The sequence below is a fragment of the Micromonospora sp. DT227 genome, assembly GCF_049841835.1.
Taxonomy (GTDB): Bacteria; Actinomycetota; Actinomycetes; order Mycobacteriales; family Micromonosporaceae; genus Micromonospora.
Map to the genome: position 1 here is coordinate 321,865 of NZ_JBNCLA010000004.1, position 23,287 is coordinate 345,151.

General features: G+C 74.3%; 19 protein-coding genes and 1 pseudogene. 15 read left to right on the forward strand and 5 right to left on the reverse strand.

Annotated features, from left to right (window positions below):
* Nucleotides 1-91: 91 nt before the first annotated feature.
* The gene (locus ACLQ2W_RS16640; RefSeq protein WP_425787201.1) at nt 92-1,069 is read left to right on the forward strand and encodes a glycoside hydrolase family 88 protein; all 978 of its coding nucleotides are present in this window, start codon (nt 92-94) and stop codon (nt 1,067-1,069) included.
* Here the strand turns inward: ACLQ2W_RS16640 and ACLQ2W_RS16645 are convergent.
* Nucleotides 1,053-1,562 carry a mycothiol transferase gene (locus tag ACLQ2W_RS16645; RefSeq protein WP_425787202.1) on the reverse strand — a complete coding sequence of 170 codons (510 nt, stop codon included), beginning with the start codon at nt 1,560-1,562 and terminating at the stop codon, nt 1,053-1,055. The genes ACLQ2W_RS16640 and ACLQ2W_RS16645 overlap by 17 nt on opposite strands.
* 88 nt (nt 1,563-1,650) lie before the next feature.
* Here ACLQ2W_RS16645 and ACLQ2W_RS16650 point away from each other — a divergent pair.
* The 11 genes and pseudogenes from ACLQ2W_RS16650 to ACLQ2W_RS16700 all read left to right on the forward strand — a co-directional run.
* Nucleotides 1,651-1,848, forward strand: a pseudogene (locus ACLQ2W_RS16650) (2'-5' RNA ligase family protein); the annotation flags it as partial.
* A gap of 1,352 nt (nt 1,849-3,200) precedes the next feature.
* On the forward strand, nt 3,201-4,028 hold the full coding sequence (locus tag ACLQ2W_RS16655) for an MEDS domain-containing protein (protein ID WP_425787203.1): 828 nt from the start codon (nt 3,201-3,203) through the stop codon (nt 4,026-4,028).
* Nucleotides 4,025-4,984, forward strand: coding sequence for an anti-sigma factor RsbA family regulatory protein (locus ACLQ2W_RS16660; protein WP_425787204.1), 960 nt, complete (start codon nt 4,025-4,027; stop codon nt 4,982-4,984). The genes ACLQ2W_RS16655 and ACLQ2W_RS16660 overlap by 4 nt, the downstream gene beginning before the upstream one ends.
* 119 nt (nt 4,985-5,103) lie before the next feature.
* Nucleotides 5,104-6,636 carry a hypothetical protein gene (locus ACLQ2W_RS16665; protein WP_425787205.1) on the forward strand — a complete coding sequence of 511 codons (1,533 nt, stop codon included), beginning with the start codon at nt 5,104-5,106 and terminating at the stop codon, nt 6,634-6,636.
* A 92-nt stretch (nt 6,637-6,728) separates the two neighbouring features.
* Nucleotides 6,729-7,103 (forward strand): hypothetical protein, encoded by a 375-nt coding sequence (locus ACLQ2W_RS16670; RefSeq protein WP_425787206.1) that lies wholly within the window; start codon nt 6,729-6,731, stop codon nt 7,101-7,103.
* A gap of 43 nt (nt 7,104-7,146) precedes the next feature.
* Complete coding sequence (pip, locus tag ACLQ2W_RS16675) at nt 7,147-8,103, forward strand: prolyl aminopeptidase (protein WP_425787207.1); 957 nt, start codon at nt 7,147-7,149, stop codon at nt 8,101-8,103.
* Nucleotides 8,104-8,157: 54 nt separating this feature from the next.
* A complete protein-coding gene (locus tag ACLQ2W_RS16680; protein WP_425787208.1) occupies nt 8,158-8,991 on the forward strand; it encodes a metallophosphoesterase family protein in 834 nt (277 codons plus the stop codon).
* Complete coding sequence (locus tag ACLQ2W_RS16685) at nt 8,988-9,647, forward strand: 4'-phosphopantetheinyl transferase family protein (RefSeq protein WP_425787209.1); 660 nt, start codon at nt 8,988-8,990, stop codon at nt 9,645-9,647. Before ACLQ2W_RS16680 ends, ACLQ2W_RS16685 begins: the two co-directional genes overlap by 4 nt.
* Before the next feature lie 92 nt (nt 9,648-9,739).
* On the forward strand, nt 9,740-12,001 hold the full coding sequence (locus tag ACLQ2W_RS16690; RefSeq protein ID WP_425787210.1) for a catalase: 2,262 nt from the start codon (nt 9,740-9,742) through the stop codon (nt 11,999-12,001).
* Between the two features lie 146 nt (nt 12,002-12,147).
* Entirely contained in the window at nt 12,148-13,824 is a 1,677-nt protein-coding gene (locus tag ACLQ2W_RS16695; RefSeq protein ID WP_425787211.1) for a discoidin domain-containing protein, read from the forward strand.
* A gap of 103 nt (nt 13,825-13,927) precedes the next feature.
* Nucleotides 13,928-15,301: a glycosyl hydrolase family 18 protein gene (locus tag ACLQ2W_RS16700; RefSeq protein WP_425787212.1), complete on the forward strand. Its 1,374-nt coding sequence runs from the start codon at nt 13,928-13,930 to the stop codon at nt 15,299-15,301.
* 43 nt (nt 15,302-15,344) lie between these two features.
* Here ACLQ2W_RS16700 and ACLQ2W_RS16705 read toward each other — a convergent pair whose 3' ends face one another.
* Together ACLQ2W_RS16705 and ACLQ2W_RS16710 are read right to left on the reverse strand one after the other, a co-directional pair.
* Nucleotides 15,345-16,322 carry a DUF2804 domain-containing protein gene (locus tag ACLQ2W_RS16705; protein ID WP_425787213.1) on the reverse strand — a complete coding sequence of 326 codons (978 nt, stop codon included), beginning with the start codon at nt 16,320-16,322 and terminating at the stop codon, nt 15,345-15,347.
* A gap of 88 nt (nt 16,323-16,410) precedes the next feature.
* Entirely contained in the window at nt 16,411-17,166 is a 756-nt protein-coding gene (locus ACLQ2W_RS16710; RefSeq protein WP_425787214.1) for a peptidylprolyl isomerase, read from the reverse strand.
* A 114-nt stretch (nt 17,167-17,280) separates the two neighbouring features.
* On the opposite strand from ACLQ2W_RS16710, the gene ACLQ2W_RS16715 reads away from it, so the two are divergent.
* From ACLQ2W_RS16715 to ACLQ2W_RS16725, 3 genes are all read left to right on the forward strand, one after another.
* Nucleotides 17,281-18,399 carry an RNA ligase RtcB family protein gene (locus tag ACLQ2W_RS16715; protein ID WP_425787215.1) on the forward strand — a complete coding sequence of 373 codons (1,119 nt, stop codon included), beginning with the start codon at nt 17,281-17,283 and terminating at the stop codon, nt 18,397-18,399.
* The gene (prfH, locus tag ACLQ2W_RS16720; protein WP_425787216.1) at nt 18,396-19,001 is read left to right on the forward strand and encodes a peptide chain release factor H; all 606 of its coding nucleotides are present in this window, start codon (nt 18,396-18,398) and stop codon (nt 18,999-19,001) included. Before ACLQ2W_RS16715 ends, prfH begins: the two co-directional genes overlap by 4 nt.
* A 278-nt stretch (nt 19,002-19,279) precedes the next feature.
* Complete coding sequence (locus ACLQ2W_RS16725; protein ID WP_425787431.1) at nt 19,280-20,107, forward strand: DUF72 domain-containing protein; 828 nt, start codon at nt 19,280-19,282, stop codon at nt 20,105-20,107.
* Between the two features lie 42 nt (nt 20,108-20,149).
* Here the strand turns inward: ACLQ2W_RS16725 and ACLQ2W_RS16730 are convergent, their stop codons facing one another.
* Together ACLQ2W_RS16730 and ACLQ2W_RS16735 are read right to left on the reverse strand one after the other, a co-directional pair.
* On the reverse strand, nt 20,150-21,568 hold the full coding sequence (locus ACLQ2W_RS16730; protein WP_425787217.1) for an ATP-binding protein: 1,419 nt from the start codon (nt 21,566-21,568) through the stop codon (nt 20,150-20,152).
* Nucleotides 21,565-23,223: an FAD-dependent oxidoreductase gene (locus ACLQ2W_RS16735; protein WP_425787218.1), complete on the reverse strand. Its 1,659-nt coding sequence runs from the start codon at nt 23,221-23,223 to the stop codon at nt 21,565-21,567. The genes ACLQ2W_RS16730 and ACLQ2W_RS16735 overlap by 4 nt, the downstream gene beginning before the upstream one ends.
* Nucleotides 23,224-23,287 lie beyond the last annotated feature (64 nt).

Here is a 23,287-nt window from a genome sequence, read left to right on the forward strand (position 1 = left end):
CCGCCCGTGGGCGCAGCGTTCCCGCCGCCCGGGTGAGTCCAACTCACCCGCTCCGGGTGAGACCGGTCGCCGGACCGGGTACCGGACGGCCATGTCGACGACCACTGACGCCACCGACCGGGTGCTGCTCGCGCTGCTGACCATGCAGCGGGAGTCCTGGGAGCAGGGGATCACCGGGCAGGCGTTGCTCGACCTGGGCCGTCTCGACGCGGCGACGCTCGTCGCGGACGCCGCGGTGACCCGGCAACGGCCCGACGGCCGGCTCGGTGAGCTGGCCGGGTCGGTGGGCGCGGTGAACGGTGCCGCCTGCGGCGAGGTGGTCCGGCACGCCGCGGTCACCACCGGCGATCCGAGGTACGCCGCCGCGCTGGACGCCCAGCTCGACTGGCTGACGCGCCGGGCCCCCCGGGACGCCGACGGCACGCTGTTCCACCTGCTCGACGGCCGCCAGGTGTGGGCCGACACGGTCTACATGGTGGTGCCGCTGCTCGCGCTGTGCGGCCGGACGGAGCTGGCCGCCGCCCAGGTGACGGGGCACCGGCGCCGGCTGCACGACGCGCGTACCGGCCTCTACGCGGCCCGCTGGGACGCCGACCGGGGCGAGCTGGACCGCCCGCAGCCGTGGGGCACCGGCAACGGCTGGGTGGTGGCCGGGATCGCCCGGGCGCTGCGCCTGGCGTCGGGCTGGCCGGCGGGGACGCGCGCCGAGCTGGCCGGGCACGCCGCGGAGGTGCTGACCGCCTGCCTGCGGTACCGCACCGACGACGGCCTCTTCCCCGACGTGCTGGACGACCCGGGCACGTTCCGCGAGGCGAACACCGCCCAACTGCTCGGCTACGCGGCGTTGACCGGGGTGGCCGACGGCTGGCTGCCGCCGTCGTGGTTCGACACCGGCGCGGAACTGCTGGCCGCCGCCGCCCGGCGGGTGGACCGGTACGGGCGGGTGACCGGCGTCAGCGGCGCGCCGGACTTCGCCGGCCCGGGCACCTCACCCGAGGCGCAGGCGTGCTTCCTGCTCGGGCAGGCCGCGCTGGGTCGCGCGCGGGCGGTGGTCAGCGCCGCCGGATGAGCCCGCGCACGTAGGCGGCCTGCCCGGCGTGCTGGAGGTCGTCGTCGAGCACGCTCACCAGCCGGACGCCGAGCGTGACCGGCGGGTCCCAGTTCTCGTCCACGACCCGGTCCAGGTCGGCCGGACGCAGCCCGCGCAGGTACGCCACGCTCCGCTGCACCACCGCCCGGTGGTAGTCGAGCAGCACGTCGCCGTTCTCCGGCTGCACGGCGGCGATCTGCTCGGGTCCGTGGCCGTAGCCGGTGTCGTCCGGATCGGGCCGCAGGCCGCACCGGCCCGCCCAGCCGCCGGTGACCCAGAGCTGCCGCTCGCCGAGCAGGTCGGCGACGTGGTGGTCCTGGATCCGGGTCAGGTGCCAGACGAGCCAGCCCACCGGGTTCGCCCCGTCCGCCGGGGCCTGCCGTAGCTGATCCGGGTCGAGCCCGTCGAGGGCCCCGGCGACCAGGTCCGGCAGTCGCCCGTACGCCTCGGTCAGCAGGTCGTTCACGTCCACGTGTGCCTCACTCCCCCACCGTCTCGTGCCGTCCCCGGGGCAGTACCGCCCAGCGGGGGCGGCAAACCTCGCCGCCTAGGGTGGTCGGGTGGTCGCGGCGCTGAAGCTGTATCTGGACACCGACGCCTCCCGGCGGATCCGGGTGTTGTGGGACCTGCTGGAGTCCGAGGGGGTGCCGAGCATGCGGTCGCTGCTGGCGCAGCGGCACCGCCCGCACGTCTCGCTGGCCGTCGCGCCCCGCCTCGACCCGGAACGGGTGGCCGCGGCGCTCGCCGGGACGGTGGTGGGCCTGCGACATCGCCCGACCCCTTCCCTGATCCCGCGCTCCCCCGGCTCCCGCGGGCGGTGGACGGCCGGCCCGGAGGCCCGGTTTCGCGCCATCTGCGCCCACCCGTGGCGATTCGCGCCGAACCGGGGCAAGCTGAAGAAAGCGCAGGTCAGAGCCATTCTGGCCACCCGAGGACGTGCGGCCGGAGCGCAGACGAGCCCACCGAAGGAGACCGCGATGGCCGCACCCGTGATCCGTTCCGTCACCGCCACCCGGACCGTTCTGCTGCCCGGGCAGTCGACCACCGTACGGGTCGACGCCTACCACCCCGACTCGCGGCTGCTCACCGTCGCCGGCCGGGTCAGCGACCCCACCGGCGCCGCCTGGGACGCTCCGGTCCGGGTGGACCTGAGCGTCCCGCTGACCATCCAGCTCACCAGCACGTCGCCCGGCGTGACGGTCACCCCGAGCGGGACCGAGCCGACCAGCTTCACGGTCACCGTCCTGGCCGGCCGGGGCCCGGTCACGGTGACCGCGACGGCGCGGGACGCCGCCGGCCGCACCGGCGCCGGCACCCTCACGCTGACGGTGCCGCTGCTGGTCGGGATGAGCGCCGAGAAGGGGGCCCGGACCCGGCAGGTGGTCGCCGACTATCCGGACATCCGCTACATGCGCGACTACGGCACCGACGGCCCGGACGCGGACGCGTTGCCGGAGCTGCCCGCGTTGGACGCCGGCAAGTTCGTCGACGCGCCGTCGGCCGTCATGCACGTCTCCTGGAAGGACGACGTCGAGCAGCTGGCGGGCTGGCTCGACGGCCTGCGCCGGCCGATCTACCTGACCTGGTACCACGAACCGATGGGCGACGTGACGCCGGCGACTTACCGGGCCACCGCGGGCCGGGTGACCCAGCTCGTGGCCGGGCACCCCAACCGGCGCTGGGTGCTCGGGCACGGCCCGATCGTCACCCGCTACTGGCTGGACGAGGGCGGCGGCAACCCGGCCGACTGGGCCTATCCGGGCATGACGCACTACGGCGTGGACTGCTTCTCGCGGGACACCGCCGCGTACTGGCCCGCCTCCCGGATGTTCGGGGTGGCCTTCGGCAAGGTGCGCGCCGCCTGTCCCGGCGTCCGGCTGCTGGTGCCCGAGTACGGGCTGAGCCGGACCACCGCCGACACCACCGGCGCCGGCCGGGCGCAGGCGGTCCGGGACCACGTGGGCTGGCTGCGTCAGCAGACCGACGTGGACGCGATCGCGTACTGGAACAACTGGGCCGACTTCGCGCTGGGTGACCCGCCGCTCGACGCCACCGCCTGGCGCGATCTCCAGTTCGTCGCGGCATAGAATGGGTCGATGAGGTGGAGCCGGTGACCGACGGGGGCCTGACGGACCCGGGTCACGGCCATGCCTGCCTCGCCTACGACGACCCGGCGGTGTTCCACGCCTGGGCGGTCGAGCAGGTCACCACCGGTCTCGCCGCGGGCGAGCAGGTCTGGCTCGTCGGCCCGGAGGAGGCCGACACCGTGGCCCGGCGACTGGGGTCGGTGCCCGGCTTCGAGGCCGCGCGGCGACGCGGCGCGGTGCGGCTGTTCCCGATCGGCCACGCCTACCGACACGACGAGGTCGTCGACCCGGAGCGGCAGGTGCAGGCGTACGTGCGGGCCACCACCGAGGCCCTGGCCGCCGGCCACACCGGCCTGCGGGTGCTGGCCGAGGCGACCAGCCTGGTCCGCACCGTCGCGCAGCGCGACGCCTTCGCCCGCTACGAGCACCGCATCGACCACTGGCTGCGGCACCGGCCGATGTCGGCGGTCTGCGCCTACGACCGGCGGGTGCTCGGCGACGCGGCGATCGCGGAGCTGGCCTGCATGCATCCGGAGACCAACACCGACGTGCCGTTCCGGTTGTACGCCGGCGGCGGTGACGCGGTGGTGGCGCTCGGCGGCGAGCTGGACCCGACCGCCCACCGGCTCTTCGCCGCCGCGCTGGAGCGGGCCGATCCGCGTCCGACAGCCGGGCGGCTGGTGTTCGACGCGACCCGGCTGCGCTTCGTCGACCACCGCAGCCTGCTGCACCTGCGCGACCACGCCCGTCGGCACGACGCGGTCGCGGTGCTGCGCACCCGCCGGCCGGCCGCGGCCCGGCTGGTCGAGCTGCTGGGCCTGGCCGAGGTACGGGTGGAGGTGGTCCGGTGAGGACCGGCGCGGCGGCCGGCCACGTGGGCTACTTCCACGAGGCGCTCCTCTACGACTCCGACGAGGAGTTGCTGGCCGTGGCGCTGCCGTTCCTGTTGGGCGGCATCGAGGCCGGCGAACGCGTCGCGGTGAGCCTGGACGCGCCGCACGCCGAGCTGGTGCGCCGGGCGTTGCCCGTCGGCGCGGACGTCACCTTCCTGCCCGGCGGGGGCGTCTACGCCCGGCCCGCCGCGGCGATCCGGGCCTACCGGGAGTGGCTCGGTTCGGCCACGCTGGGCCGGGCGCAGCTCCGGATGGTCGGCGAGCTGCCGCCGGCGCTGCTCGGCGCCACCTGGGAGGCGTGGGCCCGCTACGAGTCGGCGATCAACCACGCCTACGACGGTTTCCCGCTCTGGGGCATCTGCGCCTACGACCGGCGGGTGGCGTCGCCGCGCGTGCTGGCCGACGTGATGCGCACCCATCCGCGGATCGCCCGGCCGGACGGCGGTCACGAGGCGACCGGCGCCTACACCGAGCCGTCGACCTATCTGGCCGAGTGCCCGCCGGCCCCGCTGGACCCGGTTCAGCACACCACGCCGCTGGTCGAGCTGACCGACCCGACGCCGGCTGACGCCCGCGAGGCGGTACGCGCCGCCGACCCCGGGCACCTTCCGCCCGACGGCGTCGAGGACCTGGTGATGGCCGTCAGCGAGGTGGTGTGCAACGCGACGCGGCACGGGACGCCGCCGGTGCGCCTGCGGTTGTGGTGCGCGGCGGACCGGCTGGTGGTGAGCGTCCACGACCGGGGCGCCGGCCCCAAGGACCCGTACGCCGGGCTGCTGCCGGCCGGTGACGGCACCGAGGGCGGCCTGGGGTTGTGGATCAGCCACCAGAGTTGCGACCACGTGACGCACCACCGGGACGCCGACGGTTTCACCATCCGCCTGACGGCGGGGAATCCGCACTTCCCGGTCTGACCGTCGGACCGACCGGCGGGCGCGGGGCGGGGCGGGGCGAGCGCCGCGCGCGCACACGGTACCGTTGCGCCTCATCGTGCCCCGCGGCCTGGCGCTGGCGAACCGACGGAGGATGGCGCATGTCCAACGGTGAGGAACCGTTCGCACCCCACGACGACGTGTCCGCGCGACCGCGGTTCGACCCGGCGCTGCGCGGCTACGACAAACGGCAGGTCGACCGGTACGTCGAGCAGATGGATGGCGAGATCGGCGCGTTGACCGCCGCCCGGGACCGGGCGTACGCCCAGATCCGTGACCTGACCACGCAGGTGCAGCGGGCGCAGGCCGAGACGGTCGAGCTGCGGGACCGTCCGACGGCGGTGGACCGGGCGTCGTTCCGCGACCTCGGTCCGATGGTCGACCAGATCCTCGACCTGGCCGAGAAGCAGGCCGGCCAGATCACCGAGATGGCCACCAAGCGCGCCGACGACTTCCAGGCCCAGGCCGAGCGGGTGCTGACCGCGGCCCAGGAGCAGGCCGCCCGGGACCGGCGCGAGCTGGAGGAGGAGCTGTCCGGCCGCCGGGCCGAGCAGGAGCGGGCCGACGAGGAGCGCCGCGTCGCCGCGCAGGCGGAGCTGGCCGCGGTCCGGGAGCTGGCGGAGAAGCTGCGCGCCGAGGGTCAGGCCGTGCACGACCGGGCCCAGCAGGAGGCGAAGCGGATCAGCGAGCAGACCACGCAGCAGGTCGAGCAGGCCCGGTCCGCGTCCGAGGCGCTGGTGAAGGCCGCCCGCACCCAGATCCAGCAGGAGGTGCAGGCCAACCGGAGCAAGGCCCAGCAGGAGCTGGCCCAGTGGCAGGCGACCATGGCCCGCGAGCTGGACGAGCGGCGGGCCGCGGCCGAGCAGGAGTTGGCCGACCGGGCGACGGCCGCCGAGCGGGACATCGCCGCGCTGGTCGCCGAGGCCCAGCAGTACGCCACCGAGGTGCGTGAGCGGGCCGACGAGGAGACCGCGGCGCACCAGGTGCAGCTCACCGCCGTGCAGCGGGAGATCCAGCAGCGGCAGGAGGCGTTGACCCAGCTCAAGAGCGAGCTGGAGACCGTCGGCAAGCAGTTGGAGCAGGCCCGTGGGGAGATCACCACGATCGAGCGCGCCGGCGCCGAGCTGGAGGAACGGCTGGTCGGCGTACGCCGGGACCTGACCGCCGAGACCAGGCGGCTGGACGAGGCGCGGCGCGCGGCGGAGCTGGCCGAGCAGCACGCCAAGGAGACGCGGGCCCGGGTGCAGCGGGAGGCCAAGCGGGTGGCGGACCTGGCCGCGGCGGCGGTGATGGCGGCTGCCGCGGGTGGTGGCGAGACCGCCGAGTATCCGCAGGTGGCGGCGCGACTGATGGGGACCGTCGCGGCGGCGACCGAGTCGGTGCCGGTCGAGCGGACCGACACCGACCGGGCGGACGTCGACCGGGCGGAGGTCGAGCGGGACGAGAACGACCGGCCCCGGGCCGGGCGCGCGGAGGCCGAGCGGGACGACGTCGACCGGCCGCGCGCCGAGCCGTTCATCGAGCGGCTGGACGGGCCGAGCTTCGACGCGTTCGCGGTGCGGGCGTCGGCGCCCCGCGCGGTGCCCGAGGCGGAGACCACCGGGCCGGACACCGGCGTCCGCGCCCCGGCCTGACGGTCGGGGCCACCGGCCGGCGCCCTTGCCACCCGCGTTTGCGATATGCAAATATGTGGATCAATTTGCCGCCTCGACTTCGGGGGTTCGACATGCGGAAGGCATCCTCGATCGGCGCGGCGGCGCTCCTGACCGTCGCCGCGGCGGGGGTCGCGGTGGTGGGCGCGGCAGCGCCGGCCAGCGCGACCTGCAGCCACTCCCACTCCAACGTGGACACCAAGTTCGGCCAGCTCTTCAACGCCACCAACGTCAACATCCGCAGCGGCCCGCACACCACCTGCGGTTCCCTGGGCTACGGCCAGCTCAGCCACAACGTGGACTTCCACTGCTTCGCCAGCGGCGACCGGGTCAGCGCGAACGGGCACACCACCTACACCTGGACCTACCTGCGGGACACCACCACCGGTGTCTCGGGCTGGGTCGCCGACGCGCTGCTCGACAACCTCGGCGGCAACGTCGCCTGCTGAGCGGGCCCACGCGACGCGGGTCGGGCGGGCAGAATCACCGGGCATGACCGGAGTCGCCCTCCACCCGCCCGTCGAGCCGTACGCCACCCACCGGGTCCCGGTCGGTGACGGCCACGTCCTGCACGTGGAGGAGGTCGGCCGGACGGACGGCGTACCCGTGGTGTTCCTGCACGGTGGGCCCGGCGGTGGTCTGGTGCCGGCGGCGCGGCGGTTCTTCGATCCCGGGCGCTACCGCGCGGTGCTGTTCGACCAGCGCGGCGCGGGCCGCAGCACCCCGTTCGGCGAGTTGCGGGCCAACACCACCGGGCACCTGGTGGCCGACCTGGAGACCATCCGGCAGCGGCTCGGCATCGACAGGTGGCTGGTGTTCGGCGGCTCGTGGGGTGTCACGCTCGGCCTGGCGTACGCGCAGGCGCACCCGGACCGGGTGACCGGCCTGGTGCTGCGCGGCGTGCTGCTGCTGCGGCGCAGCGAGCGGGACTGGTTCTACCAGGGCGGCCTGCGGCACCTCCAGCCCGAGGAGTGGGCGCGGTTCGTCGCCCCGATCCCGCCGACCGAACGCGACGACGTGCTGGCCGCCTACCACCGGCGGTTGCACGGCCCGGACGCCGACGTGGCGCGGGCCTGCGCGCGCTCCTGGGGGCGGTGGGAGGCGGTGAACTCCTCGCTGCGACCCGACCCGGCGGTGCTCGAACACTTCACCGCCGACGAGCAGGCGTTGCCGATCGCCCGGATCCTGTCGCACTACGCGCTGCACGGCGGTTTCCTCGCCGAGGGGCAACTGCTCGACGGCGTGGACCGCATCCGCCACCTGCCGGCCGTGATCGTCAACGGCCGCTACGACCTGTGCTGCCCGCCGGTGTCCGCGTACGACCTGGCCCGCCGCTGGCCGGAGGCGGAGCTGCGGATCGTGCCGGACGCGGGCCACTCGGCGGCCGAGCCGGGCATCGCGCGGGAGCTGCTGCGCGCCGTCGACCGGGTCGCCGACCTGATCGGCTGAACACCGCCGTCCCGCGCCTGGCCATTCGGGACCGTCGCTGGCAAGATCGGCCGAATGACGGGTGCGCTGTACGCGGTCAGTGATCTCCACGTGTCGTACCCGGAGAACCGGGCGGTGGTGGACGGCCTGCGACCGGAGTCGGCGGACGACTGGCTGATCGTGGCCGGCGACGTCGGTGAGCTGTTCGCCGACATCGAGCGGACGTTGGCGCAGCTCCGCGACCGGTTCGCCCGGGTGGTCTGGGTGCCCGGCAACCACGAGCTGTGGACCCATCCCACCGACCCGGTGACGCTGCGCGGGGTGGCGCGCTACGAGGCGCTCGTCGCCATGTGCCGGGGGCTGGGCGTGCTCACCCCGGAGGACGACTATCCGGTGTGGCGGGGCGCGGGCGGGCCGGTCACCGTGGCCCCGCTGTTCCTGCTCTACGACTACTCGTTCCGCGCCCCGGGCACGTCCACCAAGGAGGAGTCGCTGCGGGTGGCGTACGAGTCCGGGGTGGTGTGCACCGACGAGATGCTGCTGCATCCCGACCCGTACCCGGACCGGGAGTCGTGGTGCTGGGCGCGGCTGGCGGCGACCGAGCGGCGGCTGGCGGCGACCGACCCGGCGCTGCCGACCGTGTTGATCAACCACTGGCCGCTGGTCCGCCAGCCCACCGACGTGCTCTGGTTCCCGGAGTTCGCGCAGTGGTGCGGCACCGTGCGCAGCGCCGACTGGCACGTGCGGCACCGGGCCGCCGTCGCGGTCTACGGTCACCTGCACATCCCCCGCACCACCCACTACGACGGGGTGCGGTTCGAGGAGGTGTCGCTGGGCTACCCGCGGGAGTGGGGCCGCCGGGGCGACGAGCCGCGCCCGATGCGGCGGATCCTCGGCGGCACCCCGTGATCGAGGCGTTGCTGCCGCCGGCGGCGGTGGCCGTCGAGGCGTTCGCCGACCGGGCCGGCGACGAGCCGTACCCCGGGGAGGAGGACCTGGTGGCCCGCGCGGTGGCCAGCCGCCGTCAGGAGTTCGTCACCGCCCGGCGCTGCGCGCGGGAGGCGCTGGCCCGGCTCGGGTACCCGCCGGCCCCGATCCGCCCCGGCCCCCGGCGGGAGCCGCTCTGGCCGGCCGGCGTGGTGGGCAGCATCACCCACTGCGCCGGGTACCGGGCGGCGGTGGTGGCCCCGGCCGCCGCGCTGGCCGGGCTGGGCATCGACGCCGAGCCGCACGGGCCGCTGCCCGAGGGGGTGGCCGACGCGGTCACCGTCGCCGGCGAGCCGGCGCACCTGGCCGGGCTACGCGCCGCCGACGCCGGCGTGCACTGGGACCGGCTGCTGTTCAGCGCGAAGGAGTCCGTCTACAAGGCGTGGTACCCGTTGACCAGCCGGTGGCTCGGCTTCGAGGAGGCGGAGCTGACGCTGGACCCGGCCGGCCGGTTCACCGCCCGGGTGCTGGTCGACGGCGCGCGGACCGACGGCGGGCCGCCGTTGGAGGTGCTCGACGGCCGTTGGCTGGTGGAGCGCGGGCTGGTGGTGACCGCGGTGGTCGTGCCGCACCGCTGACCACTCCGTCCGGGTGATCCTTGTTTGTCCTCCCCTGCCCAGGGTAGGGCCCTGAGGGCTAGGTCAACACGCCGCAGGGAGGACAGAGCCTGATGGAATCCAGCAAGCCCGCCCAGGTCGTCAAGGGTGTCGTCGAGGCCGCTGTCGAGAAGGTCGGCGAGGCGCTGACGCCGGACGTACCGGGTGCGCCGGGCAGCGCCCCACCATCGCTCGATGAGCCGACCGCGCCGCACGGCCCGCTGCCGCCCAAGGACGAGCAGGGCGCGCCGGACACGCGTACCCCGACCGGCGCGGAGACCGGCGTGCCGAAGATCGCCAAGGGGCAGCAGGGGGCGTACCTCACCACCGCCAACGGCGCCCGGCTGCGCGACACCGACCACTCGCTCAAGGCCGGCCCGCGCGGCCCGGTGCTGCTCCAGGACCATCACCTGCGCGAGAAGATCATGCACTTCGACCACGAGCGGATCCCGGAGCGGGTGGTGCACGCCCGCGGCGCCGGCGCGCACGGTGTCTTCGTCGCCAACGGCGCGGCCGAGCAGGTCACCCGCGCCGGCTTCCTGAAGAAGGGGCGCGAGACGCCGGTCTTCGTCCGCTTCTCGACCGTGCTGGGCTCGCGCGGGTCGGCGGACACGGTCCGCGACACCCGGGGCTTCGCCACCAAGTTCTACACCGACGAGGGCACGTTCGACCTGGTCGGCAACAACATGCCGGTCTTCTTCATCCAGGACGCGATCAAGTTCCCGGACATCATCCACGCCGCCAAGCCGCACCCGGACCGGGAGATCCCGCAGGCACAGAGCGCGCACGACACGTTCTGGGACTTCGTCTCGCTGCACACCGAGGCGCAGCACCACACCATCTGGAACATGTCCGACCGGGGCATCCCGAGGTCCTACCGGACCATGGAGGGCTTCGGCGTGCACACGTTCCGCCTGGTCGACGACGCCGGCGCGACGGTGCTTGTCAAGTTCCACTGGAAGCCGAAGCTCGGGGTGCACTCGTTGGAGTGGGAGGAGGCGCAGCTGATCAACGGCATCGACCCGGACTTCCACCGCCGCGACCTGTACGACGCCATCGAGGCCGGCGCGTACCCGCAGTGGGAGCTGGGCATCCAGGTCTTCCCGGACACGCCGGAGGAGACGTTCGCCGGGATCGACCTGCTCGACCCGACGAAGATCGTGCCGGAGGAGCTGGCGCCGGTGCAGGCGATCGGCACGCTGACCCTCAACCGGACGCCGCGCAACTTCTTCGCCGAGACCGAGCAGGTGGCGTTCCACCTGGGGCACCTGCCGCCGGGCATCGACGTCACCAACGACCCGCTGTTGCAGGGTCGGCTCTTCTCGTACCTGGACACCCAGCTCACCCGGCTGGCCGGGCCGAACTTCACCCAGATCCCGATCAACCGGCCGCACGCCGACGTCAACGACATGCTCCGGGACGGCTTCCACCAGCAGGCGGTGCACGCCGGGGTGGCGCCCTACCGGCCGAACTCGCTCGACGGCGGCAACCCGTTCCCGGCCGGTGACCGGGAGCACGCGTTCGTCGACGTGCCGGTGACGGTGGCGGAGGCGCCGAAGGTCCGGGCCGCGCCGGCCTCCTTCGACGACCACTACAGCCAGGCCCGGCTCTTCTGGGCGAGCATGTCGCCGGTGGAGAAGGAGCACATCGTCCGGGCGTACACGTTCGAGCTGGGCAAGTGCTACCACCAGGCGATCAAGGAGCGGCAGCTCCAGTGCCTGGCCAACATCGACCCGGTGCTCTGCGAGCAGGTCGCCACCGGCCTGGGGCTGCCCGCGCCGCAGCCGACCGTGCCGCTGGCCGAGGTGCAGCCCAGCCCGGCGCTGTCCCAGGTCGGCCGGGAGTGGCCGGCCGACGGCCGGATGGTGGGCATCGTGGTCGACGCCGACGGTGACCTCGACGACGTCGCGCAGGTCCAGCGCGCGGTGTTCTCGGCCGGCATGGTGCCGCTGCTGATCGCCGCGCACGGCGGCACGGTGGGCGGGCTGCCGGTGCAGCGTACGTTCGCCACCGCCCGTTCCGTCGAGTTCGACGCGGTCCTGCTGGCCGGCGCCCCGGCGCCGGCGCCGGACGCGTTGCCGGCGCGGGACGCCAAGGCCGGCGCGCCGGGTGCGACCGCCGTCGACCCGCGGGTGTCGCTGCTGGTCGAGGAGGCGTGGCGGCACGCCAAGGCGATCGGCGCGTGGGGCGCCGGCGCCGAGGTGCTGCGACTGACCGGGGTGGCCGGTTCGCCGGGCGTGGTGACCGGGGGCTCCGGTGCCGAGGCGCTGGAGTCGGTGCGGCGACTGATGGCGGCGCACCGGGTCTGGGAGCGGTTCCCGGCCTCGGTCGCCTGACCGACGCACGATCGAGGGGCGGTCCGCCACCGGCGGGCCGCCCTTCACGCTGTTTGTTTCATCGATCTGTCTGAGTATTGCAGTTCCATGTCGTGCGCTGCCATGATGACCGTCAATTTCTTCCTACCCTCGAAGGAGCGGTCCACATGGCGCCCACCCGCCGTACCCTGATCCGGTCCGTGGTGGCCGGGTCCGCGCTCGCCGCGCTGCCCGACCTCGCGCTCTCCCCCACCCCCGCGGCCGCCGCCAGTCCCCCCGGCGACGTGGTCGGCAAGGTCTCCGTCGGCTACCAGGGCTGGTTCAGTTGCCCCGGCGACGGCGCCCCGATCGGCGGCTGGTGGCACTGGAGTCGGGACCGGTTCCAGTCCCCCTCGCCGGCGAACACCACGATCGTGTCCTGGCCGGACATGCGGGAGTACGACCGCGGCTACCCCACCGCCTACCCGAACCTCGGGGACGGCCGGCCGGCCACGCTCTTCTCCTCCTACGACCAGCAGACCGTGGACACCCACTTCCGCTGGATGCGGGAGTACGGCTGCGACACCGCGGCGCTACAACGGTTCAACCCGTTCGGTGACGAGGGGCCGACCCGCGACGCGATGGCGGTGAAGGTCCGCTCGGCGGCGGAGCGGTTCGGCCGCAAGTTCTACGTGATGTACGACGTGACCGGCTGGACGGCGATGCAGTCGCAGATCAAGGAGGACTGGGCGACGAAGATGTCGGCGCACACCGCCTCACCGGCGTACGCCCGGCAGAACGGCAAGCCGGTGGTCTGCGTGTGGGGGTTCGGCTTCGCCGACGACGGCCGGCCGTTCGCGCCCGCCGCCTGCCTGGACGTGGTGCGGTGGCTCAAGGCCCAGGGCTGCTACGTCATCGGCGGCGTGCCGACGTACTGGCGGCAGGGGATCAACGACTCCCGCCCCGGTTTCGCCGACGTCTACCACGCGTTCGACATGCTGTCGCCGTGGATGGTCGGGCGCACCGGCACGCTCGACGGGCTGGACTGGTTCCACGCCAACGTCAACGTGCCCGACCTGGCCGACTGCGCCGCGCACGGCATCGACTACCAGCCCTGCGTGATGCCGGGCGACCTGTCCGCCGGCCACCGGCGGCACGGCGACTTCTACTGGCGGCACCTCTACAACATGGTGCGACTCGGCGCGCAGGGCCTCTACGTGTCCATGTTCGACGAGTTCAACGAGGGCAACCAGATCGCCAAGACCAGCGAGACGGCGGCGGCCACCCCGGCCGGGACCGGGATCCGGGCGCTCGACGAGGACGGCACCGCCTGCTCGGCGGACTACTACCTGCGGATCACCGCCGACGGTGGCCGGATGCTCAAGGGCCAGTTGGCGCTCACCGCGGTGCGGCCCACGCCGCCGGTGACCGGGGGCGGGCAGCCGCCCGGCGGCGACCTGGCGGCCGGTCGGCCGGCGTCGGCGAGCAGCCAGCAGAACGGGCCGTTCGGCGCCGGCAACGCGGTCGACGGCGACCGGGGCACGTACTGGGAGTCGGCCAACGGCGCGTTTCCGCAGTGGTGGCAGGTCGACCTCGGCGCGACCGGGTCGGTGGCCCGCCTGGTGCTCGCGCTGCCGGCCGGCTGGGAGGCGCGGACCCAGACGCTCTCGGTGCAGGGCGGCACGGACGGCACGACGTTCACCACGCTGACCGGGCCGGTCGGCGTCCGGTTCGACCCGGCCACCGGCAACCAGGCGACGCTGACGTTCACCGCCACCCCGGTCCGGTACCTGCGGGTGCGGTTCACCGGCAACACCGGCTGGCCGGCCGGACAGCTCGCGCAACTCTCCGCGTACGCCGCCTGACTCATCGAAGTCCATCGTTGACGGCTTAGTTAATAGTCTTTAATATTTGGTCCACCTCGAGGAACACCCCCCTGTCCGCCCCCGTCCCCCGGGAAGGCCCTCGATGCCCACACCCCACCTCCGGCGCCGCCTCGCCGCCGGTGCGCTCGCGCTGGCCACCGCCGCCGCGACGCTCGTTCTCACCCCGTCCGCCGCCGAGGCGGTGGTGCTGCCCAACGGCTTCAAGAGCGTCGGCTACCTGCCGTCGTGGAGCGGCAGCGTCACCAGCATCCAGTACGGCAAACTCACCCACGTCAACTACGCCTTCGTGCTGCCCAACGGCGACGGCAGCCTGCGCGCGGTGGAGAACCCGAGCAAACTCTCCTCGCTGGTCTCGCTCGGGCACGCCAACAACGTCAAGGTCTCCATCGCCATCGGCGGCTGGAACGACGGCGACGACTCCGCGTTCGAGGCGCTCGCCGCCAACTCCGGCGCCCGCGGCGCGTTCGTGAACAACGTGGTCGCCTTCGTCAACCAGTACAACCTCGACGGGGTCGACATCGACTGGGAATACCCCGACCCGGGCGCGTCCGCCAGCAACTACACGCTGCTGATGCAGCAGCTCGGCAGCGCCCTGCACAGCCGCGGCAAGCTGCTCACCGCCGCCGTCGTCGCCGAGGGGTACTACGTCAACGGCGTACCCACCGCGGTCTTCGGCTCGGTCGACTGGCTCAACATCATGGCGTACGACGGCGGCAGCCCGCACGCCAACTACGACTGGTCGATCGCCGCCGTGAACGGGTGGAAGGCGCGCGGCCTGCCCGCCGCCAAGGCGGTGCTCGGCGTGCCGTTCTACAGCCGGCCCGGCTACTACACGTACGCCGCGCTGGTCGGCATGGACCCGGCCAACGCCAACCGGGACTGCACCACGGCCGGCGGCGCGCAGCAGTGCTACAACGGCATCCCGACGGTCAAGCGCAAGACGCAGTGGGCCCTGGCGAACGCCGGCGGCATGATGAACTGGGAGCTGTCCCAGGACACCACCGGCGCGACGTCGCTGGTCAGCGCCATCTACGACACGGTCACCGGCGGCACCACCCCACCGCCGTCCGGGCGGACCGGGCCGATCACCGGCATCGGCGGCAAGTGCGTCGACGTCGCCGCCGCCGGCACCGCCAACGGCACCGCGATCCAGCTCTACACCTGCAACGGCACCGCCGCGCAGAGCTGGACCGTGGGCGGCGACGGCACGCTGCGGTCACTGGGCAAGTGCCTCGACGTGACCAGCGCCGGCACCGCGAACGGCACGAAGATCCAGCTCTGGGACTGCAACGGCACCGGCGCGCAGGTCTGGCAGGCGCAGAGCAACGGCACGCTGCGCAACCCGGTGTCGAACCGGTGCCTGGACGCCACCGACAACAGCTCCGCCGACGGCACCCGGTTGCAGATCTGGGACTGCTTCGCCGGCGCCAACCAGGTCTGGCGGCTGCCGGCCTGACCGCCCGGACACGCGTCCCCGCCGGCCCCGGTGGGGACGCGTGTCACCAGCGGTTACGTGCCTCCTCGGCCCAGCCGACCAGGCCGTCGAGGTCCACCCGCGCACCGTCGTCGGTGGCGGCCCAGCCGGTGAAGTGCCCGAAGCACTGGTGGGTCTCGCCGGCCAGCACCAGCAGGTTGGTGCGCCCCACCCGCTCGTGGAACGGGTGGAAGGTGACGTCCACCCGGTCGCCGGTGATCCGCCACGGCCGCAGCCAGTCGGCCCGGTCGTACCGCCAGGCGAGGTCCGCGCCGATCTTGTGCAGCCGCCCGTCGACGAAGACCGCGTTCTCGGTCGAGCCGGTCCCGTCGGTCCACTTCCCGCCGAGCTGGATCGCCCGGCCGGGCGCGCTGCCCGCCGCCCAGTTCCACCGCACCGCGTACCGCCACTTGCCGCGACCGTGGTCCAGCGCCGCGAACGACTCCGCGCCCACCGGGTACGTGGTGCCGTCCACCCGCAGCGTGCCGTGCACCGGGCGGCCCACGTCCTTGACCGTGTACTGGAACCGGCGGGTGCTCCACGGCACCACCACGCCGAGCGACTCGTGCCCCGGTGGCAGCGGCACCGTGAGGTCGACCTCGACGCCGGGCGCGGTGGCCCGGATGGCGCTGCCGTCGGGTCCCTGGTCCACCTCGATGACCAGTCCGCCACCGCGGGCCCGGACCGCCCCCGCGCCGCTGACCGGCGGCAACACCGCACCCCGGGCGAACGGGACCACCGCCTCGGTGACGGTCTCCCGGCCGGTCCGCCGGTCGAGCAGGTAGAGGCTCTGCACGCCGGCATAGTCCAGGGAGGACGCGACCAGGCCGAGGATGTGCGTCGGAGTGACCACGCCCCAGTGCTCCCACCGCTTGGCCCGACCCCAGCCGCGCAGGTTCGACCGGTGCAGTGGACGGCGGCTCCACCCGACCGCCGCCGGGTTCAGCCGCCCGTCCGGCCGGCACAGGTCGACCGGCTCGGTGATCTCCCGCTCGTGCGTCATCGCCGCAGGCTACCGGGCGACCCGGCGGGACGACGACAGCCGCCCGGCGGCCCGGCGGGACGTCCGCCGTCCCGCCGGGACGGCGTCGTCAGCGGCCCCGGGTGGCCCGGCAGATCTCCACCGGCTGGGCCGGCGCGCCGTCCACCGGCGCCGGGTCCTCCGGCGTGGCGGCGATGCCGCCGGCCGCGATCCGGTCCAGCGTGGCCAGCCCGGCCGCGTCGACCCGCCCGAAGACGGTGTAGTTCGGGCGCAGCGCCGAGTCGGCCTGGACCAGGAAGAACTGGCTGCCGTTGGTGTCCGGGCCGGCGTTCGCCATGGCCAGCGTGCCGCGGGCGTAGAGGCGGCGTACGCCGGTCGGGTCGGTCGGCGCGGGCGGCAGGTCGGTGGGCAGCTCGTCGCGGTACCGGTAACCCGGGCCGCCCTCGCCGGTGCCGGACGGGTCACCGCACTGGAGCACCGTCAGCGTCGGGTACGCGGTGAGCCGGTGGCAGGGCGTCCGGTCGTAGAACCGGTGCCGGGCCAGGTGCAGGAAGCTCTGCACGGTGCACGGCGCCTGCTCGCGGTCGAGGGTCAGCCCGATCGGCCCCTGGTTGGTGTGCAGCGTGACCCGAACCGTGCCCCGGTCCGGCGTACGGCGCGGGTCCGGCGGCAGCGGCACCGGCCGGGCCGCCGGCTCGTCCGGCGTCGGCGTGTACGCGCACGGCCCCTTGGTCGGTGCGGGGTCGGCGGCCGGGGCCGCGGTCGCGGCGACGGCGGAGCCGGCGACCAGTGCGACGGCGGCCACCGTCACCCCGGCGAGGCGGGCCAGCAGCGGGGCGGCGTGCGGTCGGGTTTCGCTCGACACGTGGGTCCTCCCTGGACTCGTGGTACCAGAACGACCGGAGTCTATGGAGCCGGTGACCCGATGTCGACGAAAGTCGGTTGCCGGGCGCGGCGGGGTCCGGGAGGGTGACGGTCCGTGCCTGCCTCCGTCTCCGTCTTCTCCTCCCCCGGCAGTTGGATCGAGTCCGCCGCACTCGACCAGTGCCACCAGGTCGCCGCGCTGGACGGCATGACGCACGTCGCCGCCATGCCCGACCTGCACCCCGGCAAGGGCGCCCCGATCGGCGCCGCCATGGCCTCGACGGTGCTCTACCCGTTCCTGGTCGGCTCCGACATCGGCTGCGGCATCGCGGTGTTCCCGATCGCGCTGCGCCGGGCCGTACCGGAACGGCTCGCCGCCCGCTTCCCCGACCTGGACCGTGCGCTGCACCCCGAACGGGACGCCGACGACCCGGCCTGGTCGGTGCTGACCGGCGACGTGCCCGCCGGCCACCTCGACGGCCTCGGCACGGTCGGCCGGGGCAACCACTTCGTCGAGCTGGCCCGCGTCGGCGCGCTCGACGCGCCGGAGCACGCCGAGCGGCTCGGGCTGGCCACCGGCGACCTGGTGCTGGTGGTGCACTCCGGGTCGCGTGGGCTGGGCGAACGCATCCTGCGCGAGCACACCGAGGCGCACGGCGCCGGCCCCGCGCCCGATCCGGACGCCTACCTGGCCCGGCACGACGACGCCGTCCGGTGGGGCTCGCTCAACCGGCGGCTGCTGGCCGCCCGGGTCGCGTACGCGCTGGGCGCCGAGCCCACCGAGCCGGTCGTCGACCAGTGCCACAACCTGGTGGAGATCCGTGACGGGCACTACCTGCACCGCAAGGGCGCGGCCCCCGGCGACGGCCGGGACGTGCTGGTCGCCGGCACCCGGGGCACCCCGTCCCACCTGGTGGCCGCGCATGCCGGCGCGGACGCCAACCACTCGGTGGCGCACGGCGCCGGCCGGAAGATGTCCCGCGCCGACGCGCTGCGCCGGGGCAAGGCCAAGCACACCGTCGAGGAGCTGCGCCGCACGCCGGTCGGCTCGATCGTGGTGTGCGGCGACCGGCAACTGCTGTTCGAGGAGGCGCCCACCGCGTACAAGCGGATCGAGCAGGTGATCGGCGACCTGGTGGCCCACCGTCTGGCCACGCCGGTCACCACCACGGTCCCGCTGGTCACCTACAAGACGCCTGATGTCGCGCCGGGTCGCCGCCGGGGGCGGCGGTGACGGAGCTGCTCCTGTCCGCCGGGCGCGGGCCGGCGGAGTGCGCGTGGGCGCTGGCCCGGCTGCTGTCCCGTCTGGAGGCCGACGCCGCCCGGCACGGCCTGGGCACGACCCGGGTGGAGAGCGTGCCGGGTGACCGGCCGGGCACCTGGCGGTCGGTGCGGCTGCGGATCACCGGCGCCGGCGCGGAGGCGTTCGCCGCCGGCTGGACCGGCACGCTCTGCTGGCAGGGGCCCAGCCCCTACCGGCCGGGTCACGGGCGCAAGAACTGGTACGTCACCGCCCGCCCGTACCGGGCCGACGCCGAGGCCACGCCGTTCCACGAGCGCGATGTCGCGTTCGTGCCCTGCCGCACCGGCGGGCCCGGCGGGCAGCACCGGAACAAGGCCAGCACCGCCGTCCGGGCCACGCACCTCCCGTCCGGCCACGCGGTGGTGGTGGACACCGAACGGCACCTGCACCTCAACCGCCGGATCGCGGTCGAGCTGCTGCGCCGGCGGGTCGCCGCGGACGACGAGGCCGCCCGGCGCGACGGCGCGACGGCCCGCTGGCGGACCCACGACGAGCTGGTCCGGGGCGACCCGACGCGGGTGGAACGGCCGTGACGCGCGCCGGTCCGGGCCCGGCGCGAACCACTGGACCGCTCCCGGCGGGTCGGGGCCGGCGGCATCGCAGAGCGTGAAGCGTTATACCTGAGAGTCATAAATATGACGCTCAGGTATAACGGCTCGGACCCGATTGTTTCTCCGCCGAGGTCACGCACGGTGACCGGTGCCGAGATACGGCCCGATGTCCCAGCCGGATACGGTGGGCACCGGCTCGGGCGGTCCCCGTCCGACGCGGCGCGGGAGGAGGCCGGATGCGGCTGCACGTCGGGTGTGCCATGTGGACGCACCGGTCCTGGGCAGGCCGGTTCCTGCCGCACCCGCTGCCGGCCGGTGAGCGGCTGCGCGCGTACGCCGGCTGGTGCGACGCGGTCGAGGGCAACACCACGTTCTACGCCACCCCGGCCCGGGAGACGGTGGCGTCCTGGGCGGAACAGACCGACCCGGAGTTCCGCTTCCTGGCGAAGCTGCCGAAGGTGGTCACGCACGAGCGCCGGCTCACCGGCGGCGAGGCCGAGCTGCGGGCGTTCCTGGACGCGATGGAACCGCTCGGCCCGCGGGCACACCTGCTCTGGGTGCAACTGCCCGGCTCGTTCGGCCCGACCGACGTGCCCGACCTCGACCGGTTCCTGCGCACCCTGCCCGCCACCCACCGCTACGCGGTCGAGGTCCGACACCCCGCCTTCTTCACCGACCCCGACGCGGTCCGGCTGCTGGAGCGGATGCTCGGCCGGGCCGACGCGGAGTGGGTCCCGTTCGACACCACCGCGTTCTTCCGGACGCCGCCGACCAGCGACGCGGAGCGGGAAGCGTGGACGCGCAAGCCGCGCCTGCCGCTGCGCACCGGGGCGCTGACCGACCGGCCGGTGGTGCGCTATCTCGGCCGGGACGACCCGGCCGAGACGGTCGAGGGCTGGCAGCCGTGGCTGGACGTGGTCGTCGGCTGGCTGCGCGAGGGCCGCTCGCCGACCGTGTTCGTGCACACGCCGGACAACGCGGACGCCCCCGAGCTGGCCCGGCGCTTCCACGACCAGGTCCGCGCCCGCCTGCCCGAGCTGGCGTCGCCGCCCGAGCCGGCCCCGGTCGGCCCGGCCACGCTGTTCTGACCCTCGCCGCCCGGCCGACGTCGGCCGGACACCCGCGCCCGGTCAGGCCGGCGTGAGCGGCAGCAGCACCGTGAACCGGGTGTCGCCGGGCTCCGACCGGACCCGGATGTCGCCGTGGTGCTTGTTGACCACGATCCGGTACGAGATGTCCAGCCCGAGACCGGTGCCCTCGCCGACCGCCTTGGTGGTGAAGAACGGCTCGAAGATGCGCGGCCGGACCGCCGGTGGGATACCCGGACCGGTGTCGGCGATCTCCACCGTCAGCCGCTCGTCGGTGCGGCCGGTGCGCACCGTCAACGTGCCCTCGCCGGCCATCGCGCCCAGCGCGTTGTCGATGAGGTTCGTCCAGACCTGGTTGAGTTCGGCCGCGTACGCCGACACCGTGGGCAGACTCCGGTCGTACTCCCGGACCACCCGCACGCCCGCCGGGATCTTCGCCTGGAGCATCACCAGCGTGGCGTCCAGCAGCTCGTGCACGTCCACCGTCTGGAAGGGCGCGCGGTCGAGCTGGGAGTACTGCTTCGCGGCGCCGACCAGCCCGGAGACCCGGGTGACCGCGTCGTCGATCTCGCCCATCAGCAGCTCGGTGTCGATGGTGTAGGTGATCCAGTGCACCGCCGACTCCAGGTCGTCGCCGCCGACCGCGGCGTCGACCTGGGCCAGCCAGCCGGTGTCGAGCCCGCCGGCCACCAGCGTCGGGGCCAGCTCCCAGGCCCCGCGTACGCCGTGCTCGTCGAGCCAGTCGGCCAGCTCGTCCTCGGCGTCGCTGGCCGCCAGCGGCGACAGCGCGGGCGCGGCGGCGGCCCGCTTCACCGCCTCCTCCTGCAACGCGACCAGGTCGTGCAGGCGCCGCCCGTCGAGCCGACCGTCGGCGATCATGGCGAGCTTGTGCCGCATCTTCGCCACCCGGCCGCGCAGCGCCGACGTGGCCCGGACCGCCGCCGCCGCCGGGTTGTTCAGCTCGTGGGTGAGCCCGGCGGAGAGCGCGCCCAGCGCCAGCAGCCGTTCCCGCTCGCCGACGATGGTCTGCGTGTTGCGCATCCCGATGAACAGCCCCTCCAGCAGGTGGGTGGCCATCGGGAACCAGCCGCGCATGGCGTCCGCGATGATCGCCGCGGGCAGCGCGAACACCGCGCAGTCGGTGACCGCGCGCAGGCTGTTGCGGTAGCGCTGCTCGGCCGGGTCGCCGACGTACGCCTGCATGGCGCCGCCGTAGACGCCGCGCTGGCTGGTGCGGTTCACCTCCACCTCGTCGCCCTGGACCCGCTGGTGCATCGCCACGGTGCCGTCCAGCAGCACGTAGAAGCAGCTCGCCGGCTCGCCCTCGACGTAGACCGCCTCGCCGGCGCGGCGCCGTTCCACCCGGCCGTGCTCGGCCAGGTGGGCGAGCTGCTCCGGGGTCAGCGACTCGAACAGGAACAGCCCGCGCAGCTCGTCGGTGGTGAGTCGATCAGCACTCATTGCGCCTCCAGATACCGGTGCACCAGCGAGACCGCCATCGCGCCCTCCCCCACCGCCGACGCGACCCGCTTCACCGAGTCGGCCCGCACGTCCCCGGCGGCGAACACGCCCGGCATGCTGGACTCCAGGTGGTAGGGGTCGCGCGGCAGGGACCAACCGGCCGGCCGGTGGCCGCCCCGGGTGAGGTCCGGCCCGGTCAGCACGAAGCCCCGACGGTCCCGGACCACCGCGCCGTCGAGCCAGTCGGTGTGCGGCTCCGCGCCGATGAAGACGAACAGCCACGAGGTGTCGACCTCGCGCGTCTCCCCGGTGCGCATGTCCCGCAGCGTCACCCGCTCCAGGTGCTCCTGCCCGGCGCCGCCGACCACCTCGGTGCACGGGTGCACCTCGATGGCGTCGATCCGGGCGATCTGGTCGATCAGGTAGCTGGACATCGACCGGGACAGGTCGTCGCCGCGGATGAGCAGGTGCACCCGGCGGGCGTACCGGGAGAAGTGCACCGCGGCCTGGCCGGCCGAGTTCGCCCCGCCGACGATGTAGACGTCCTCCCCGGAGCAGCTCGGCGCCTCGCTCGCCACCGAGCCGTAGAAGCAGCCGCGCCCGGTCAGCTCGGCCAGCCCGGGCGCCGGCAGCATCCGGTAGGAGACGCCGGTGGCCAGCACCACGGTGTGCGCGGCGACGCTGCTGCCGTCGCTGAACCGCAGCACCCGCGCGCCGCCCGCGTTCTCCAACGACACCACCTCGCGCGCGCTCAGCAGCTCCGCGCCGAACCGCAGCGCCTGCCGGCGGGCCCGGTCGGTGAGCTGGGCGCCGGAGACGCCGTCCGGGAAGCCGAGGTAGTTCTCGATCCGACTGCTCTGCCCGGCCTGCCCGCCGGTCGCCCGCCGCTCGATCAGCACGGTCCGCAACCCCTCCGAGGCGCCGTAGACCGCCGCGCCCAGCCCGGCCGGGCCGGCGCCGACCACCACCAGGTCGTAGAACTCGGCGGCCGGCGTGGTGGCGAGGCCGACCCGCGCGGCCAGGTCGGCCGTCGTCGGCCGCACCAGCGACGTGCCGTCCGCGGTCACCACCAGGGGTACGTCGTCAGCGGTCACGCCCGCGGCGCTGAGCAGCCCGGCGCCCTCCGGCTCGTCGGCGAGCACCCAGCGGAACGGCACCAGGTTGCGGGCCAGGAAGTCGCGCGCCGTGAACGACGGCGCCGACCAGCGGTGCCCGACCACCCGCAGCTCGGGCGTGGTCGTGGCGCCCTCCGCGGTCCACGCCGCCAGGAGCTGGTCCAGCACCGGGTAGAGCTTCTCCTCCGGCGGGTGCCACGGCTTGAGCAGGTAGTGGTCGAGGTCCACCACGTTGATCGCGTTGATCGCGGCGTCGGTGTCGGCGTACGCGGTGAGCAGGACCCGGCGCGCGGCGGGGAACAGGTCCATCGCCGCCTCGAGGAACTCGATGCCGTTCATCTGCGGCATCCGGTAGTCGGCGAGCAGCACCGCCACCTGCTCGCCGCGCAGCTTCAACTCGCGCAGCGCGTCCAGCGCCGCCTCGGCGGAGTCGGCCCGGACCACCCGGTAACGGTCGCCGTAGCGACGCCGGATGTCGCGGGCGACCGCCCGGGAGACGGCCGGGTCGTCGTCGACGGTGAGGATCGCGGGGTTGGGCATGCCGTCCATCCAAGCACCCGCCGAGGCCGACCCGCACCACCAGACCGGGTGGCGCCGGCCTCGG